Raw genomic sequence first — 16,729 nt, 5'->3', positions numbered from 1 at the left:
AATATCTCAGCTTTTGAGATGGCAAATTGTCGGATAGTGAAACAGGTCAAAGCAGCGTCCGAGACGTGAGATCAGCGGGTCGCGCGGCCGATGAGGCGGTTCCATTGATTGCGAAGTATGAATGACACCGTGTCTCCAAAGTGGAGACCAGAGGAGGAACAATGAGCGGAACCATGGCAGAAAAGGTGTGGCGAGACCACATCGTGTCCAAGGGGGAGAACGGCGCCCCCGACCTGCTCTACATCGACCTCCACCTCGTGCACGAAGTGACGAGCCCCCAGGCATTCGAGGGCCTGCGCCTCGCCGGACGCCAGGTGCGTCGCCCCGATCTGACGATCGCCACCGAGGACCACAACACCCCCACGGTCAACATCGACCAGCCGATCGCGGACATCACGAGCCGCACCCAGATCGACACCCTGCGCAAGAATGCCGAGGAGTTCGGCATTCGCCTGCATTCCCTCGGTGATGCCGACCAGGGCATCGTTCACGTCGTCGGCCCTCAGCTGGGCCTCACCCAGCCCGGCATGACTATCGTGTGCGGCGACTCCCATACCTCGACGCACGGCGCGTTCGGCGCGCTGGCCTTCGGTATCGGCACCAGCCAGGTCGAGCACGTGCTCGCCACCCAGACGCTGCCGATGGCCCCCTTCAAGACCATGGCGATCACGGTCAACGGCTCCCTGCCCGAGGGGTCGACGGCCAAGGACATCATCCTCGCCGTCATCGCCAAGATCGGCACCGGCGGCGGCCAGGGCTACGTCCTGGAGTACCGTGGCCAGGCAATCCGCGAGCTCTCCATGGAGGGCCGCATGACCATCTGCAACATGTCGATCGAGGCGGGCGCCCGCGCCGGTATGATTGCCCCCGATCAGACGACCTTCGACTACATCAAGGGCCGCCCCCACGCCCCCGAGGGCGAGGACTGGGACCGCGCCGTCGAATACTGGTCCTCCCTCGCCTCCGACGAGGACGCCGTCTTCGATGCCGAGGTCATCCTCGAGGCCGCCGACATCGAGCCCTTCGTCACCTGGGGCACCAATCCCGGCCAGGGCGTGCCGCTGTCGGGAACCGTCCCCGCCCCCGAGGACTTCACCGATGAAACTGCCCGCGCGGCCGCCGAGCGCGCCCTGGAGTACATGGACCTCAAGGCCGGCACCCCGATGCGCGACATCACCGTGAACACCGTGTTCATCGGCAGCTGCACTAACGGCCGCATCGAAGACCTGCGCGCCGCCGCCGGCATCTTCAAGGGCCGCCGCAAGGCCGAGGGCGTGCGCGTCATGGTCGTGCCCGGCTCCGCACGCGTGCGCCTCCAGGCCGAGGCCGAGGGCCTCGACAAGATCTTCACCGAGTTCGGCGCCGAATGGCGCAACGCCGGTTGCTCCATGTGCCTGGGCATGAACCCCGACACGATGAACGCGGGAGACCGTTCGGCCTCCACCTCCAACCGCAACTTCGAAGGCCGCCAGGGCAAGGGCAGCCGCACGCACCTGGTGTCCCCGCTCGTCGCGGCCGCCACGGCCGTGCGCGGCACCCTCTCCTCCCCGGCCGACCTCTGAGGCCCGCCCTCCGCCACCCGACAGCGGGGGAGGGCCCCGGCCTCGTCCCCCACGGAAGAAAAGACTCAACCACCCATGGAAAAGTTCATCACCCACACTGGCATCGGCGTCCCGCTGCGCCGCTCCAACGTCGACACCGACCAGATCATCCCCGCCGTCTACCTCAAGCGCGTGACCCGCACGGGCTTCGAGGACGCACTCTTCGCCGCCTGGCGCAACGACCCGGAGTTCGTCCTCAACCAGGACGCCTACAAGAACGGCTCCGTCCTGATCGCGGGTCTCGACTTCGGCACCGGCTCCTCGCGTGAGCACGCCGTGTGGGCGCTCAAGGACTACGGCTTCCGCGTCGTCCTGGCCCCCAAATTCGCTGACATTTTCCGCGGAAACTCTGGCAAGCAGGGCCTGGTTACCGGCATCATCTCCCAGGAGGACTGCGAGTCCCTGTGGAAGCTCCTCGAGGCTGAGCCCGGCACCGAGGTGACCGTTTCCCTGGAGGACAAGACCTGGCGAGCCGGTGCGATCTCGGGCACCTTCCAGATCGACGACTACGTGCGCTGGACCCTCATGGAGGGCCTGGACGACATTGCCCTGACCCTGCGCCACGAGGACGAGATCGCGGCTTACGAGGCCGCGCGCCCCTCCTTCAAGCCGCGCACGCTGCCCGCGAAATTCTTGCCCAAGGAAGAAGTTGTGTCCGCTCGCGACTGAAAGCACTGCGCATACTGGCCCCTACCTAGCTAGAGTAGGGGCCAGTGACGTCATAGTGAGGAGCACTCATGTCATCGATTCTTCAGGTTGAGGGCGGCCATCCGCTGCGCGGTGAAATCACGGTGCGCGGCGCGAAAAACTTCGTCCCCAAGGCGATGGTTGCGTCGCTGCTCGCCGACACCCCCTCTGAGCTCTACAACGTGCCGCTCATCCGTGACACCGACGTTGTCTCGGACCTGCTGAGTCTGCACGGCGTCCAGATTGACTTCGATCAGGATCGCGGCACGCTGCGCATGGATCCCTCGAACGTCAAGATTGCCTCGCGCTCTGACATCGATACCCTCGCGGGTGCCTCGCGAATTCCGATCCTGTTCTGTGGCCCGCTGCTGCACCAGCTGGGCGAGGCTTTCATTCCCGAGCTGGGCGGCTGCGCGATCGGTGGCCGTCCCATCGACTTCCACCTGGAGACGCTGCGAAAGTTCGGCGCGATCGTCGACAAGCAGCCCGACGGCGTGCACATCAAGCGTCCCTCCTCCGGCCTGCGCGGCGCGATCATCGAGCTGCCTTTCCCGTCCGTGGGCGCGACCGAGCAGACGCTGCTCACGGCCGTGCGCAACGAGGGCATCACGACCCTGAAGGGCGCGGCCATCGAGCCGGAGATCCTCGACCTCATTAACGTCCTGCAGAAGATGGGCGCGATCATCTCGGTGGACACGGATCGTACGATCCGCATTGAGGGCGTCGCCAAGCTGAACGGCTACCGCCACACGGCTCTGCCGGACCGCATCGAGGCCGCCTCGTGGGGCGCGGCCGCCCTGGCCACCCACGGCGACATCTACGTGCGCGGCGCTCACCAGCCCGATATGACGACGTTCCTCAACACCTTCCGCAAGGTGGGCGGCGCCTTCGACATCGACGCTGACGGCATCCGCTTCTACCACCCGGGCGAGCCGCTGCACTCGATCGCCTTGGAGACTGCCGTGCACCCGGGCTTCATGACGGACTGGCAGCAGCCCCTCGTCGTGGCCCTCACCCAGGCTGAGGGCCTGTCGATCGTGCACGAGACCGTGTACGAGAACCGTTTCGGCTTCACCGAGGCGCTGCGCAAAATGGGCGCGAACATCCAGGTCTACCGCGAATGCCTGGGTGGGACGCCCTGCCGCTTTGGCCAGAAGAACTACTACCACTCGGCCGTCATCTCGGGCCCGACCCCGCTGCACAGCGCGGATATCGAGGTTCCGGACCTGCGCGGCGGCTTCTCCCACCTGATCGCGGCCCTGGCCGCGTCGGGCACGTCCACCGTGTCGGGTATTGACGTCATTTCGCGCGGCTACGAGCACTTCACGCGCAAGCTCCACCGGCTGGACGCGCGCGTGCGTTACCTGGACGCCTGAGATCATGGCCGCATCGGGTGCGCGCCGTAGCATTTTGCTGCTCGTCTCGTCGATGTCGGCGGGCGGGCGCAGCGTGCGCCTGGGGCCGCGCATCGTGCGCATCCTGCGCGGCGGCGGCTGGGAGGTCGCGGTTCGCCTGACGACGCCCGGCGACGACCCTGCGGCGATCGCCGGCGAGGTTGCCTCTGGCTCCTTTGTCGCGGCTCTGGGCGGTGACGGGTACCTGGGCGCGGTGGCGCGCGGCTGCCATGAGTCCGACGCGATCTTCGTTCCCATGCCGGGCGGTCGCGGCAACGACCTGTGTCGCGCGCTGAGGATCGGCACGGACCCGCTGGTGCGCGCACGTTCCCTCGCTCCGCTGGGTTTTTCTTCCAACGAGGCCGGGGCCGACTCCTCGGACTGGCTGGCCTCCCGGATACGTCCCCTGGACGGCATGTGGGTGCGCTCGCGCGACGGCGTGCGCCTCGCTCTCGGCATCGTCTCGATCGGCCTGGACGCGCGAGCGAATATTCTCGCGAACGAATCCTCTTTCACCTCGGGTCCGCTGGCCTACGGGTACGGGGCCTTCGCGGCCCTGGCCTCGCACGAACCCACCGAGATTGTGGCGACCGTGGACGGGGTCGAGCGCAACATGAGCGGCTGGATCGCGTCGGCGTCCAACTCCGGACGTTTCGGCGGCGGCATCACCCTGGTGGAATCCTCGGACATGAGCGACGGCGTCCTTGAGGTGTGCCACGTCGGCCCCCTGTCGCTGTCTCGCGCCCTGCCCGTGCTCGCCCGCGTCGTCGCCGGCCGCGCGAAGGCACACCCGGCTATCGAGGTGGAAAGCGCCCGCGTCGTCTCCTTCGCCGCCCCCGCAGGTATGATCGCCATGGCGGACGGTGACCGCATCGCCTCGATCCCCTTCACCGTCGATGTCGCCCCCGGGGTTGTGTCCGTCCTGGTGTGAGGTCCGTGTGGGCCAGCGCAATGGGTGAGCGGTCCCCGTAGAATGAAGCCATGAGTGCTGTCTCCGGCTTTTACACCTTCGCCAAGGGCGTCCTGACGCCCATCATGACGCCCTGGATCAAGTTCACCGTGACGGGTGAAGAGAACCTCCCCACCGAGGGCGGTTTCCTCCTGGTGCCCAACCACCTGTCCAACGTGGACCCGCTGTGCCTGTGCTGGTACTTCATGAAGCGCGACACCGCCGTGCGCTTCCTGGCGAAGAAGTCGATGTTCTCCGTGCCGGTGTTCGGCTGGATCATCAAGGGCATGGGGCTGATCCCAGTCAACCGCGACTCCAACCCCTCGGCCGTCCTGGCACCCACCCGCGAGGCGCTGAAAGCCGGCGAGGTCGTCGGCATCTTCCCGGAGGGCACTCTCACGCGTGACCCCGACCAGTGGCCGATGGAATTCAAGTCGGGTGCCGCCCGCCTGGCCCTTGACACGGGTGTGCCCGTCATTCCCGTCTCGCAGTGGGGACCGCAGGACATCATGGCCCCCTACAACGCCAAGGGCATCGACATGCGCCCGGGCCGACTCATCGCCTACCACTTCGGCGAGCCCGTCGACCTGTCAGACCTCATGAGCCCCGCAGGCTCGGAGGATCACGAGGCCGTCAATGAGGCGACCAAGCGCATTAGCGACGCCGTTCGCGCGGGCGTGGGCAAGCTGCGTGGACTGCCCGTCCCCGAGCAGGTGTGGGACCCCGCCACGCAGGCCGGCCCCTGGTGGGAAGAACAGCTCGCGAAGAAGGCCAAGAAAGCGAAGAAGGCCCGCAAGAAGGGCTAATCGCGGATATCGATGACCATGCGCACCGGGTCGGATAAGAATCCGATCTGGAATTGGCGCGCGGTCGGCGCCCCGATGACGACGTGCGTGTTGTCCTCGAAAGTTCCGTCCGAGACGACGTCCAGGTCGCCAGCGCGCGTGTGCGTGCCACTCGGGTAAGAGCTTTCGCTCGCCGTCATCGGCGTGCCGTCAATGACCAGATCCAAGACAGCCTCGCCCTCGACCTGGATGGGCAGGCCTCGGCCCTGCTCCACGGCCTCCTCCGTCCACGCCGCACGCCACACCCCCGGCGTGCCCTCGCCCGAAAACTCCAGCACGACCCGCGCGAAACCCTCGTGCCTCGCCGCGCGTATCCCCGTCAGCGCCAAAGCCTTCGCCGGGTCATCCGAGCGCACCGGAGGCAACCCTTCCACGCTCGACATCCAGTTATCGGCGTTGATCGGCTTGGTTGCGTCCAGACCTGGCTCGGACGTCGGCGTGGTCTCCGGCGTCGCGCTCGCGGTTGCAGACGCCGTGGGGGAGTGAGAGGCGCTCGGCGAGGTCTCGGCTGACTGAGGCGCGTCCGTTGGGGCTCCGGGCGCGCACGCACCCAACAGGAGCAGACAGGTGGCCGCGCTCGCGGCGAGGGCGCGACGGTGAGACACAGTTCCTCCTGGTGCGGGTCGGTTGTTTCAATCCTAGTAGAATGGACTCGACAGGGAGGTCTCGATGAGTATGACAACAGCAGCGGTCCTGGGAACGGGCGCGTGGGGAACGACGTTCGCGCAGGTCCTCGCCGACGCGGGCGTGAGCGTGACGATGTGGGGGCGCAACGCTGACACGATCTCGTTCATCAACGGGGGAGAGAACCCGACGTACCTGCCGGGGATTGAGCTCTCGGGGCGCATCAACGCAACCACCGATATCGCCGAGGCCGTCGCCGGTCGCGAGCTCGTCGTCGTCGCCGTGCCCGTCAAGGCCGTGCGCGCCACCCTGAGCGCCGCGCGCGAGGCCTTCGCCCCCGACGTCGCCCTGCTGTCCCTGGCCAAGGGCCTCGAGCTCGGCTCGCTCAAACGCGTCGACGAGATCATCGCCGAGGCCTCGGGCGTGCCGAGTAGTCGCATCGCCGTCCTGTCCGGCCCGAACCTCTCACGCGAGATCGCGGAACGCCAGCCCACGGCCACGGTCGTGGCTGCAACCGACGTGGAGCTGGCCAAGGAGATCGCGAAGGCCTGCCACAACTCCTACTTCCGCCCCTACGCGTCCACCGACGTCGTGGGCACGGAGATGGCGGGTGCCACCAAGAACGTCATCGCGGTCGCCATCGGCGCCGCCGAGGGTATGGGCCTGGGCACCAACACGCGCTCGACCCTCATCACCCGCGGCCTGGCGGAAATGACGCGCCTGGGCACCGCGCTCGGCGCCGACCCCGCGACTTTCGCAGGTCTGTCCGGCATCGGCGACCTCGTCGCCACCTGCTCCTCGCGCCTGTCGCGCAACTTCTCCCTCGGCCACCGCCTCGGCTCCGGCATGGGGCTGGCCGAGGCCCTGGCCCTCTCCCCGGGTGTCGTCGAGGGCGTTGCGTCGGCCTCGCCGATCCTCCAGGTCGCGGCCTCCGTCGGCGTGGATATGCCGATTACAGGCGCCGTCGTCGAGGTCGTCGAGGGACGCGCCAGCATCGAGGACATGGGGCGCATGCTGCTCGCACGCCCGCAGAAGATGGACGGCTGGAAGATCGAGCTGGTCTAAACGCCGCGCACGCGGGCGTGAAAAGCCTCCCGCGCGGTAGTCTTGGACCCATGACTGCAATTTCTCGTCCTCGCGTCCTCATCGTCTTCGGTGGACGCTCCTCCGAGCATGAGATCTCGTGCTCGACGGCCGCCGGCATCCTGACCGCTATCGACCGCACCAAGTGGGATGTGATCCCGCTGGGCATTACGCGCGACGGCCAGTGGGTGCGCGTCGCCGATGACCCGTCGGCGCTGGAATTCAAGGACGGGAAGGGCCAGTCCGTCACCGCCGGATCGACCCGCGTCGCCCTGACCCCGGGCGAGGGCAACCTCGTCGAGCTCACCTACGAGGGCGACCCGGACTCACCGGACTCACGGGTCATTGGCGTGGAGGACCTGGGCCACGTGGACATCGTGTTCCCGCTCCTGCACGGCCCCTACGGCGAGGACGGCACCATCCAGGGCCTCTTCGAGATGGCCGGCGTGCGCTACGTGGGCTGCGGCGTGACCTCCTCCGCCGTCTCCATGGACAAGCACCTCACCAAGACCGTCCTGGCAGCCGCCGGCATCGACGTGGGCCAGTGGGAGCTGGTGACCGCGCGCCAGTGGGACGCCGACTCCACCGCATGCATGGACCGCATCGAGCGCTTGGGCTTCCCCGTCTTCGTCAAGCCCTGCCGCGCCGGTTCCTCGGTTGGCATCTCGCGCGTCACCTGCCGCGAGGACCTGCCCGTGGCCATCAAGGAGGCCGCGAACCACGACCCGCGCATCATCGTCGAGGCCTCTATTTCCGGCCGCGAGGTCGAGTGCGGAGTCCTCGGCTCGCGCTCCGACTGGCGCAGCGGTACCGCGCCCCTGGGCGAGATCGTCGTCCCCGAGGGCGAGTTCTACGACTACGAGCACAAGTACGTGGACGACGTGGTCGGCCTGTCCTGCCCGGCCGACGTCGCTCCCGAATACGCCGATCGCATTCGCGAGACCGCGTGGCGTGCCTTCGACGCCCTCGAGTGCGAGGGCCTGGCGCGCGTCGACTTCTTCCTCGACGAGGCCAGCGACACCGTCATCATCAATGAGGTGAACACGATGCCCGGTTTCACGCCTATCTCGATGTACCCGCAGATGTGGGCCGCCGCAGGCCTGTCCTACCCGGACCTGCTGACCGAACTGCTGACCGAGGCCGCGCAGCGCCCGCTCGGCTTGCGCTGAGCACCCAGCCAATGCCTCGTTAATCAACTAATTCCCACGATAGAAAGATAACTATGACGGCCCATCCCAAAGTCACCCTGGTGACCTGCAAGTCCATGCCCAACCTCTTCAAAGGTGAGGAAGGTCTGCTCGATGAGCTGGCGGCGCGCGGGTGCGACCCCCAGATCAAGGTGTGGAACGACCCCGACGTCGACTGGTCCGAGGCCGGCATGGTCGTCGTGCGCTCCGTGTCCGACTACGCGAGTGATCGCCCCGCGTTCCTGGAGTGGACGAAGCAGCTGCGTCGCGTGCAGAACTCCGCGGACGTGCTGAACTGGAACACGGATAAGCACTACCTCAAGGAACTGGCCGCCCTGGGCATGCCCACGATTCCCACGAACTGGCTGGAGCCCGAGCAGAACCTGTCCAAGCACCAGATCCACACGCGCTTCCCGGCCTTCGGCGAGTTCGTCGTCAAGCCCGCCGTGTCCTCGGGCGTGCGCGATATCGGCCGCTACACGACGGTCGACACCCGCCAGCGTCAGGCCGCCATGCGCCAGGTCCAGGGCCTGCTGGGCGAGGGTCGCTCCGTCATGATCCAGCGCTACGTTGAGGAGATTGACCTGCACGGCGAGATCTCGCTGGTCTTCTTCAACGGCCTGGTCTCCCATGCCGTCGAGAAGCGCTCCGCCCTGCACCCCGCGTCGGTCAGCGATCATGCCGTTCACGAGGCAGTAGTGACCGCCGAGGCCGCTGACTCCGTCGCCTGGAAGTGGGGCGAAGAGATCCGCCGCGTCCTGCACGGCTACGTGCGCTCGCGCCTGGGCCACGACGAGCAGTTCCTCTTCAACCGCGTGGACCTGGTCCCCGACGGCAAGGGCTCCTTCCTGGTCATGGAGGTCTCCCTCGTGGACGCCGACCTCTACCTGGGTGCCACCCCGGGCGCGCTCGGCAACTTCGCCGACGCGATCTCCGCGCGCGCCCACTGGTGACGCACGCCACCGCCGTGAGGGTAGTGCTCGAGTTTCCAAGCTCGGGCGGGTAGTGCTAAACTCTACCCGTTGCCTTCACGGCGACGCGATGGTGGCTGTAGTTCAGTTGGTAGAGCACCTGGTTGTGGTCCAGGACGTCGCGGGTTCGAGTCCCGTCAGCCACCCCAACGCCCCGGCGCACACGCGCTGGGGTTTCGTTTACTCTGTCGGGTGGACAGTGCGACTCTATGCGTGGCGGCGTTAAACCCTTCGTGCGCAGCGAAACCCAAGAGATTTGATACATCCCGGGCATTGTGGAGGGTGTCTTCGGCCAGTTCGGGGGCAATCCTGAGGCGTTGAGTACCTGGGTGCGTGCCGAGGAGCAGGGAGGACGCAATGAGCGCGGCGAGGTCAGTGATCACGAGGCCCACATCCGGGCGTGGAAGCTGAGAGCCGTGAACTGCGCCGAGCCAATGAGATCTTGAAGGCAGCTTCAGCTTTCCCGGGGTGGAGCCGGGTCGCCTCGGGCGTTAGTCTACGACTTCTTCGAGGTCAATCGACATCGGTGGGGAGTCGAGCCAATCTGCACTGTCTTGTCCCAGTAAGGCACGCCCCAGTTGCATGGGTCCATGGCACGACCAATGCGATGTCGAACGCGAAACCTCAACCTGTGTCCACTGGTGCAACACAAGCCGCCCACACCTCGCCCTGGGTGCCATCGCACCACAACAAGCAGAAAACCAACATGCAATAACGCGAAAGAAAGAGGCCTCAACGCCCCTACACGAGACCCGGGACTCGGCAGGCCAATCAAGCGGCGACATGACGTGGGCACTGCACCCGTTGCGGGGCGCTGCACCCTTTACGGGGCGCTACACCCGATCAGAACGGGTGCAATGCGCACGGATCGGGTGCAATGCCCACGGATCTGGTGTACCGCGCTCGCAGACAAGAACGACCGCGGAACATGGAACCCCACAACCCGAAAGAAAGCGACCTCAACGCCCCTACATGAAACCCGGGACTTGGCAGGCGAATCAAGCGGCGACATTATGAGGGGCGCTGCACCTGTTATGTGGCGCTGCACCCGATCAGAACGGGTGCAATGCCTACGGATCGGGTGTAATGCCTACGGATCGGGTGCACCGCGCTCGCAGACAGGAACGACTGCGGAACCTGGATTCCCGCAATACGAAAGAAAGCGGCTTCAACAGCCCTACACATAACCCGGGACGTGGCAGGCCAATCAAGTGGCGATGTCACGCGGGGCGCTACACCCGTTGCGTGGCGCTGCACCCGTTATGTGGCGCTGCACCCGTTACGTGGTGCTGCACCCGTTATGTGGCGCTGCACCCGATCAGAACGGGTGCAATGCCTACGGATCGGGTGCAATGCCCACGGATCGGGTGCAATGCCCACGGATCGGGTGTACTGGGCTCGCAGATAGGAACGTCAGCGGAACCTGGATTCCCGCAATACGAACGTAAGCGGCCTCAACGCCCCTACACATAACCCGAGACTTGGCAGGCCTGCGTCAGCCCGTGACGCACAAGCCTTCGAGAAAGTAACGGCGCTGCGACATGTTCGATCAGTCTGACGCTCGTGGAGTATGCTGGTAGCAATCCAATTGACCGGACAAAGGAGTTCCTATGCCTAGTGTGATCGCCTACGGATGTGACGACGCCACGACCCAGTTCCACCCCCTCGAGATCGACATCCGCGAACCCGGCGAGGGTGAGATCTACTTCGACGTCGCTTACGCGGGCATCTGCCACTCCGACATCCACGCCGCCCGAGGCGAGTGGGGTCCCGTGTCCTACCCGCTGGTACCCGGCCACGAGTTCGTCGGTACCGTCGCCAAGGTTGGCCCCGGCGTGACAACGTTTAAGGTGGGGGATCGAGTGGGCGTGGGCTGCATGGTCGGCTCCTGCGGCTCCTGCGAGATGTGCGAATCCGACTACGAGCAGTGGTGCACATCGACGCCGGGCACCCTGTGGACCTACCGCGCCGACGCCGAGGGTAACCCGACGACCGGCGGCTACTCGCGCGGTTTCACCGTGCGCGAGGACTTCGCCCTCCACGTCCCGGAGTCGCTCGACTTCTCCGCTTGCGCACCCCTCCTGTGCGCCGGCATCACCACCTACTCGCCGCTCAGGCACTATCAGGTGGGCCCCGGCTCGCGCGTCGCCATCCTCGGCATGGGTGGCCTTGGGCACGTGGGCGTACAGATCGCCAAGGCCATGGGCGCGGAGGTCTCCGTCATCTCCCACGGCCGCTCTAAGGAAGATGACGCCCGCCGCTTCGGTGCCGACCACTTCTACGCGACCAGTGAAGAGGGCGTGCTCGAGTCCCTGCGCGGCTCCTTCGACCTCATCCTGTGCACCGTTTCCGCCGAGGGCCTGGACTACGCCGGCTACATGGCTGCCCTGCGCCCCTACGGCGTCTTCGTCGACGTGGGCTTGCCCTCCGAACCCGTCTCCCTGCCACTGCGCGCCTTCGTCAACGGCGGCAAGTCCTTTGCGGGCTCCCAGATCGGCGGAATCGCCGAAACTCAGGAGATGTTGGACTTCTGTGCCGAGCACGGCGTCATTCCGCAGGTTGAGATGATCGCCGGTGATGAGATTACGCAGGCCTACGACAACATCGTTGATTCGCGCGTGCGCTACCGCTACGTCATCGACACCTCGACGTTCCCCGAGAGCGCGTGAATGTGAGTGAGTGACGGGAAAGCCCCGGGCCATGTGGCCCGGGGCTTTCCCATTCTCTGGGCGAACGATGCTACTCGTAGCTAGCTCTTCGACACTAAGATGGATATTGAGTGTTTGAGATCACTTCAGATCTCACGAATGCTAGTTGCGTTCTCTGGCCGCGTCGTGTAATCTGTCATCTTGACAGACCCCCGGCCAGGCCTCTGGTGTAGTAAAATTATTACTGCACACATGCACAAATGGCCGGGGCCATTTTATGCGAGGAAGCCTGAAATGCGTTCAGAAGTCGGTAAAGTTCGGCTGACATACGGTGAACAGCTTGATCTGCTAAAGCGTCGTGGCATGCTCATTGAGGATGAGGTAGAAGCTGCAGCTATCTTATCTCGCGTCAACTACTATCGCCTATCCGGCTATTTTCGCTATTGGCAGCTCGATCCGGATCATCAAGACGATTCGTTCATTGATGGGACAAGCTTTGATGCTGTCTATCGGCTGTATGAGATGGAGCGCCTGCTCAGTCATGAGTGCTCTATGTTGCTAGCCTCATGTGAAATTTTCCTGCGAAATCGATTTGCGTATCATTACGCGGAGCACTTTGCTCCTGTTGCCTCTTATGCTCGTGGTGAAGGTTTTAGTCAACCCCTGTCTTGCTCTAGAGAGGAACCGGTGCAGGAGCGCATACTGTCCGACCTGGATCGTAGTAATGATCTGTTCGTTCTGCACTATCGTGATGAGATTAAGTCTGGCACGTCGTATCTTCCTCAGGCCTACGACAGGATGCCGATATGGGTTGCTGTTGAGGTTCTTAGCTTTGGGACACTATCGCGTATGATTCATGCCTCAGGAGTGTCTGACGTTTTAGATTCAATTGTTGCACCCCCGCTTAGTATGTCGCGACGTAGTTTTCCCTCCCAAGTTCGATCGTTCGTTTATTTGCGAAATCGCTGTTCGCACTTCAATCGGCTTTGGAATATTTCTGTGTCGGATGCACCTGCGCTGAATCGAAATATTGCAAACAGGATCAAGAGAAACTACCGGACGTTTGATGAGCGTTCGATTTATAAGATCCTGGCAGTGTTGCATCATTTTGTTCAGAATGCAGGTATTTGTGATGATTGGTTGGGGGTGCGGATCGAGCCCTTGCTGCAGGCAAACCCGCTTCTTGCGTACGGGATTGCGACGCCGAAGAAATATGGGGACATGCCGCGTGAGGTTCTCATCGACGCAAACTTGTGATCGTCGTGTTGGGCCGGTGTCTGCGCTACCGCTACGTCGTCGACACCTCCGCGTTCCCCGAAACCGCGTGAGCATAGGTGAGTGAGCGGAAAGCCCGGGCAAAGGTCACAACGTGTTGGTCGTGGCTCGGTCCCAGGCATCGTCGAGGGCGGTGTCGTTGGGCTAGCGTGCTCGCGCTGCTGCGTCTCAGATAGGCTCAACCCCAACGGGAGCATTCAACCCGTTAGGGAAGAATCCACCCGATCAGAAGGGGTTGAATCTTCCCGATCGGGTGTAACACCCCATCGATCACAAGCGTTGTCTCGGAGCTGGCGACCATGATGTCCCCCGTCGTTGCTGGCGATGCCTCACCGGCGTTAATCGGCGCCCCGCCAGGCGGCCATGCACCGGTGAGGGAGCCTGACGCGGGGGCTAATGGTGGGGGTTTTGCAGCATTATGACCCTCCCTTCGGCGTGTCGCCGGCGTGTCGCGCTCCTAATGGTGCAAATCCCCCCGTTTAGTCGCGGCGAGGTCGCGGTCGTGGGCAGTGGGGTCGCGATTCAGGGCGGTGATGTCGCGGTTCGGGGTAGTGATGTCGCGGTTCGGGGCGGTATGGCGCTCACATCGCAGCCCACCTCCGTGAAGAACGCTGAAAACGGTGGTTGCGGCTGACGCGTTCTGCGTGTTGGAGGTAACGGTGCCCGGCCTGGCATGTAGCCCGCATGCAAACCGCTGAATATGCGCGTGAACCCCTGGATGCGCACGTTAACCCGCTAATTAGCGCGTTAACCCTCTTATGTGAGCGTGGGCGGGGCTGCCCAGGCTCGCATTAGCGGGCCCACGTGCGTGGCGAGGAGCGCAGGCAGCTAGCACACCGGCGAACTGCGCCCCTGAAGCCGAGTGCCCATACCTGGTCATCGTTCGCCCGCACGCCGGGCATTTGGGGGTATTCATACCCCCACGATGAAACAACCAACTTCAATGTGGATTTTCCCGTACCAGCAAGCCGAAAAGTCGCTACAAAACCAACACGTTTTGTCCATCCTTCAAGTTGGCTCCCACCAACTTCAATACCGATTTTTCCGCACCAAAAAGCCGAAAAGTCACCATAAAACCAACACGTTTTGTCCTATAACCGTGAATGTGAGCATGTGACAAGAAAGCCCCGGGCCGAGTGGCCCGGGGCTTTCCCAGTGCTGGAGCGGATGACGGGAATCGAACCCGCGTGATCTGCTTGGAAGGCAGAGGCTCTACCATTGAGCTACATCCGCGTGCCCCCGAAGGGGACACGAAGATCGTAGCGGGTATTGTCCGCGTGCGCGACATTTAAACCGCCCTCCCGTATGATGGGGCACCGGACATCAGTCCAACGGGGTGTAGCGCAGCTTGGTAGCGCATCTGCTTTGGGAGCAGAGGGTCGCAGGTTCAAATCCTGTCACCCCGACCAGCCGCGGCCATAGTGTCGCGGTTTTTTCTTACGATCCTGGGGGAGTCCATGCCGTCCTATCGCACCATCATGACGGTCACGACTCTGGCACCAGGCCGTGCCCCCGAAGAAGTCGAGGCCGCCGCCCGCTCCGTCACCCGGCTCGAATCCTGGGACATCGACATAGCCTCCGGCCAGCCCCGTGTCACCGCACGCTTTACCGCGACAGATGACGCCGAGGCGCGAGCCATTCACGGCGAGATCGCCGCCGCGGTGCGCCTCGTCGCCGATGTGCCCCGCGCCCGCCTGGCAGCCGTTGTGCGAGGGCGCTCCCACTACCTCGCCCCCTGAGTGTGCCCCTGAGTGCGGGCGGCCCCGGCCTCGCGAATGGGAAGAGAGGGGTACCTCCCCGTGTGGCGTTGCGCACTTGAAGCGGCTGTAGAGGGGTGGATATGCCCACTAATGCCCCGCGAATGAGGACATCAGCGGGGTCGTGGCGTACACTAAGCGAGTTGTTATGCGCCTGAAATGGGCGTTCCCGAATTCGTAGACTACGGAGCGTACGCACGTGAAGAGCACCGTTGAAACCCTCGAGCCCACCAAGGTTCGTCTGACCGTTGAGGTTCCCTTCGAGGAACTGAAGTCCGAAATGGACAAGGCGTACAAGGAGATCGCCGGACAGGTCAACATCCCCGGCTTCCGTAAGGGCCACGTGCCTCCGCGCATTATCGACCAGCGCTTCGGCCGCGCCGCCGTCATCGAGCAGGTCGTCAACCAGGTCCTGCCCGGCTACTACTCCGACGCCGTCAACGAGAACGACCTGCGCCCCATGGCTCAGCCCACTGTCGACGTCACCGAGATCCCCAACGTGACCGGCGCCCAGGGCGGCCAGCTCGTCTTCACTGCCGAGGTTGACGTCGTCCCCGCCTTCGAGTTGCCCGAGATCGACGAGAAGCTCGTCGTCGAGGTCGAGCCCACCGAGGTCACCGAAGAGGACGTCGAGAAGGAACTTGAGGACCTGCGCGGCCGCTTCGCGACCCTCAAGACCATCAACCGCAAGGCCAAGACCGGCGACTTCGCGACCATCGACCTGGTCGCCACCATCGACGGCAAGCAGGTTGACTCCGCCTCCGACGTCTCCTACGAGATCGGCTCCGGCTCCATGCTTGACGGCCAGGACACCGCCCTGCGCGGCACCAAGGCCGGCGAAGAGGTCACCTTCACCTCCAAGCTGAAGGGTGGCGAGCACGAGGGCGAAGAGGCCGAGGTGACCATCACCATCAAGGCTATGAAGACCCGCGAGCTGCCCAAGGCTGACGATGACTTCGCTCAGATGGTCTCCGAGTTCGACACCATCGACGAGCTCAAGGAAGACCTGAAGAAGCAGGCCGCCCAGTCCAAGGAATCCCAGCAGGCCCTCGCTGCGCGCGATGCCCTCATCGACCTCCTCCTGGACAAGGTCGAGATCGTCCTGCCCGAGTCCGCGGTCGACCACCAGGTCGAGCACCGCGTCGGCGAGGACGCCAAGCCCAAGGCCAAGAAGGAAGCCCGCGAGGCCGTCGAGAAGGAAATCCGCACCGAGCTGCTCTCCGAGGCCCTGGCCAAGAAGTTCGACGTGCAGGTCTCCCAGCAGGAGCTGATCGACTACGCGATCCAGATGTCGCAGAACTTCGGCATCGACATCAACCAGCTGTTCTCCTCCTCCCAGCAGATGGCCAACGTTGTGGCCGACCTGGGTCGCTCCAAGGCCCTCATTGAGGCCCTGAAGGTCGTTACCGTCAAGGATGCCAACGGCGCCGACGTCGACCTGAGCAAGTTCTTCGGCACCGATCCCGCCACCGAAGAGGGCGCGGAGATCATCACCGAGGTCGCTGACGAGCAGGAGTGAACCGCGGCGGGTATACCCGCTGACGAGTGACTAACTCGTGGGCTGAGGGGGTGGGGCGCGAGCCTCGCCCCCTCAGTGCATGTGTCGAGCGCATGTGCTCAGTGCATGTGTCGAGCGCATGTGCTCAGTGCATGTGTCGAGCGCATGTGCTCAGTGCATGTGCCGACAGCGAAACGACGGCCCGGCGCG

13 protein-coding genes and 3 tRNA genes are annotated in these 16,729 nt (G+C 64.3%); 14 read left to right on the top strand and 2 right to left on the bottom strand.

Annotated features, from left to right (window positions below):
* Positions 1-161: 161 nt before the first annotated feature.
* From leuC to ACTODO_RS08670, 5 genes are all read left to right on the top strand, one after another.
* The gene (gene leuC / locus ACTODO_RS08690) at positions 162-1,562 is read left to right on the top strand and encodes a 3-isopropylmalate dehydratase large subunit (RefSeq protein WP_003793023.1); all 1,401 of its coding nucleotides are present in this window, start codon (positions 162-164) and stop codon (positions 1,560-1,562) included.
* Positions 1,563-1,637: 75 nt separating this feature from the next.
* A complete protein-coding gene (leuD, locus tag ACTODO_RS08685; protein ID WP_003793022.1) occupies positions 1,638-2,270 on the top strand; it encodes a 3-isopropylmalate dehydratase small subunit in 633 nt (210 codons plus the stop codon).
* 68 nt (positions 2,271-2,338) lie between these two features.
* Positions 2,339-3,664: a UDP-N-acetylglucosamine 1-carboxyvinyltransferase gene (gene murA / locus ACTODO_RS08680; RefSeq protein ID WP_003793021.1), complete on the top strand. Its 1,326-nt coding sequence runs from the start codon at positions 2,339-2,341 to the stop codon at positions 3,662-3,664.
* 4 nt (positions 3,665-3,668) lie between these two features.
* A complete protein-coding gene (locus ACTODO_RS08675) occupies positions 3,669-4,613 on the top strand; it encodes a diacylglycerol/lipid kinase family protein (protein ID WP_003793020.1) in 945 nt (314 codons plus the stop codon).
* 50 nt (positions 4,614-4,663) lie between these two features.
* Entirely contained in the window at positions 4,664-5,437 is a 774-nt protein-coding gene (locus ACTODO_RS08670) for a lysophospholipid acyltransferase family protein (RefSeq protein ID WP_003793019.1), read from the top strand.
* Here ACTODO_RS08670 and ACTODO_RS08665 read toward each other — a convergent pair.
* Positions 5,434-6,081 (bottom strand): AMIN-like domain-containing (lipo)protein, encoded by a 648-nt coding sequence (locus tag ACTODO_RS08665; protein ID WP_244262547.1) that lies wholly within the window; start codon positions 6,079-6,081, stop codon positions 5,434-5,436. The genes ACTODO_RS08670 and ACTODO_RS08665 overlap by 4 nt on opposite strands.
* 64 nt (positions 6,082-6,145) lie before the next feature.
* Between ACTODO_RS08665 and ACTODO_RS08660 the strand changes: the two genes are divergently transcribed.
* The 6 genes from ACTODO_RS08660 to ACTODO_RS08630 all read left to right on the top strand — a co-directional run bounded on the left by ACTODO_RS08660 (position 6,146) and on the right by ACTODO_RS08630 (position 13,246).
* A complete protein-coding gene (locus tag ACTODO_RS08660) occupies positions 6,146-7,165 on the top strand; it encodes an NAD(P)H-dependent glycerol-3-phosphate dehydrogenase (protein WP_003793016.1) in 1,020 nt (339 codons plus the stop codon).
* A 50-nt stretch (positions 7,166-7,215) separates the two neighbouring features.
* Positions 7,216-8,352, top strand: coding sequence for a D-alanine--D-alanine ligase family protein (locus ACTODO_RS08655; protein ID WP_003793015.1), 1,137 nt, complete (start codon positions 7,216-7,218; stop codon positions 8,350-8,352).
* Positions 8,353-8,405: 53 nt separating this feature from the next.
* A complete protein-coding gene (locus tag ACTODO_RS08650) occupies positions 8,406-9,323 on the top strand; it encodes an ATP-grasp domain-containing protein (RefSeq protein ID WP_003793014.1) in 918 nt (305 codons plus the stop codon).
* Positions 9,324-9,414: 91 nt separating this feature from the next.
* Positions 9,415-9,490, top strand: a tRNA-His gene (locus ACTODO_RS08645).
* A gap of 1,461 nt (positions 9,491-10,951) precedes the next feature.
* Positions 10,952-12,010, top strand: coding sequence for an NAD(P)-dependent alcohol dehydrogenase (locus ACTODO_RS08635; RefSeq protein WP_003793010.1), 1,059 nt, complete (start codon positions 10,952-10,954; stop codon positions 12,008-12,010).
* A gap of 273 nt (positions 12,011-12,283) precedes the next feature.
* Positions 12,284-13,246: an Abi family protein gene (locus ACTODO_RS08630; protein ID WP_034512391.1), complete on the top strand. Its 963-nt coding sequence runs from the start codon at positions 12,284-12,286 to the stop codon at positions 13,244-13,246.
* Between the two features lie 1,177 nt (positions 13,247-14,423).
* Here the strand turns inward: ACTODO_RS08630 and ACTODO_RS08625 are convergent.
* Positions 14,424-14,497, bottom strand: a tRNA-Gly gene (locus ACTODO_RS08625).
* A 99-nt stretch (positions 14,498-14,596) separates the two neighbouring features.
* On the opposite strand from ACTODO_RS08625, the gene ACTODO_RS08620 reads away from it, so the two are divergent.
* The 3 genes from ACTODO_RS08620 to tig all read left to right on the top strand — a co-directional run bounded on the left by ACTODO_RS08620 (position 14,597) and on the right by tig (position 16,540).
* Positions 14,597-14,673 (top strand) — tRNA-Pro (locus tag ACTODO_RS08620).
* 48 nt (positions 14,674-14,721) lie between these two features.
* Positions 14,722-15,003 carry a hypothetical protein gene (locus ACTODO_RS08615; RefSeq protein WP_034512384.1) on the top strand — a complete coding sequence of 94 codons (282 nt, stop codon included), beginning with the start codon at positions 14,722-14,724 and terminating at the stop codon, positions 15,001-15,003.
* Between the two features lie 217 nt (positions 15,004-15,220).
* Positions 15,221-16,540: a trigger factor gene (gene tig, locus ACTODO_RS08610; RefSeq protein ID WP_003793004.1), complete on the top strand. Its 1,320-nt coding sequence runs from the start codon at positions 15,221-15,223 to the stop codon at positions 16,538-16,540.
* Positions 16,541-16,729 lie beyond the last annotated feature (189 nt).

The sequence above is a fragment of the Schaalia dentiphila ATCC 17982 genome, from assembly GCF_000154225.1.
GTDB lineage: Bacteria > Actinomycetota > Actinomycetes > Actinomycetales > Actinomycetaceae > Pauljensenia > Pauljensenia dentiphila.
This window is presented reverse-complemented; position numbering and strand designations above follow the sequence as displayed.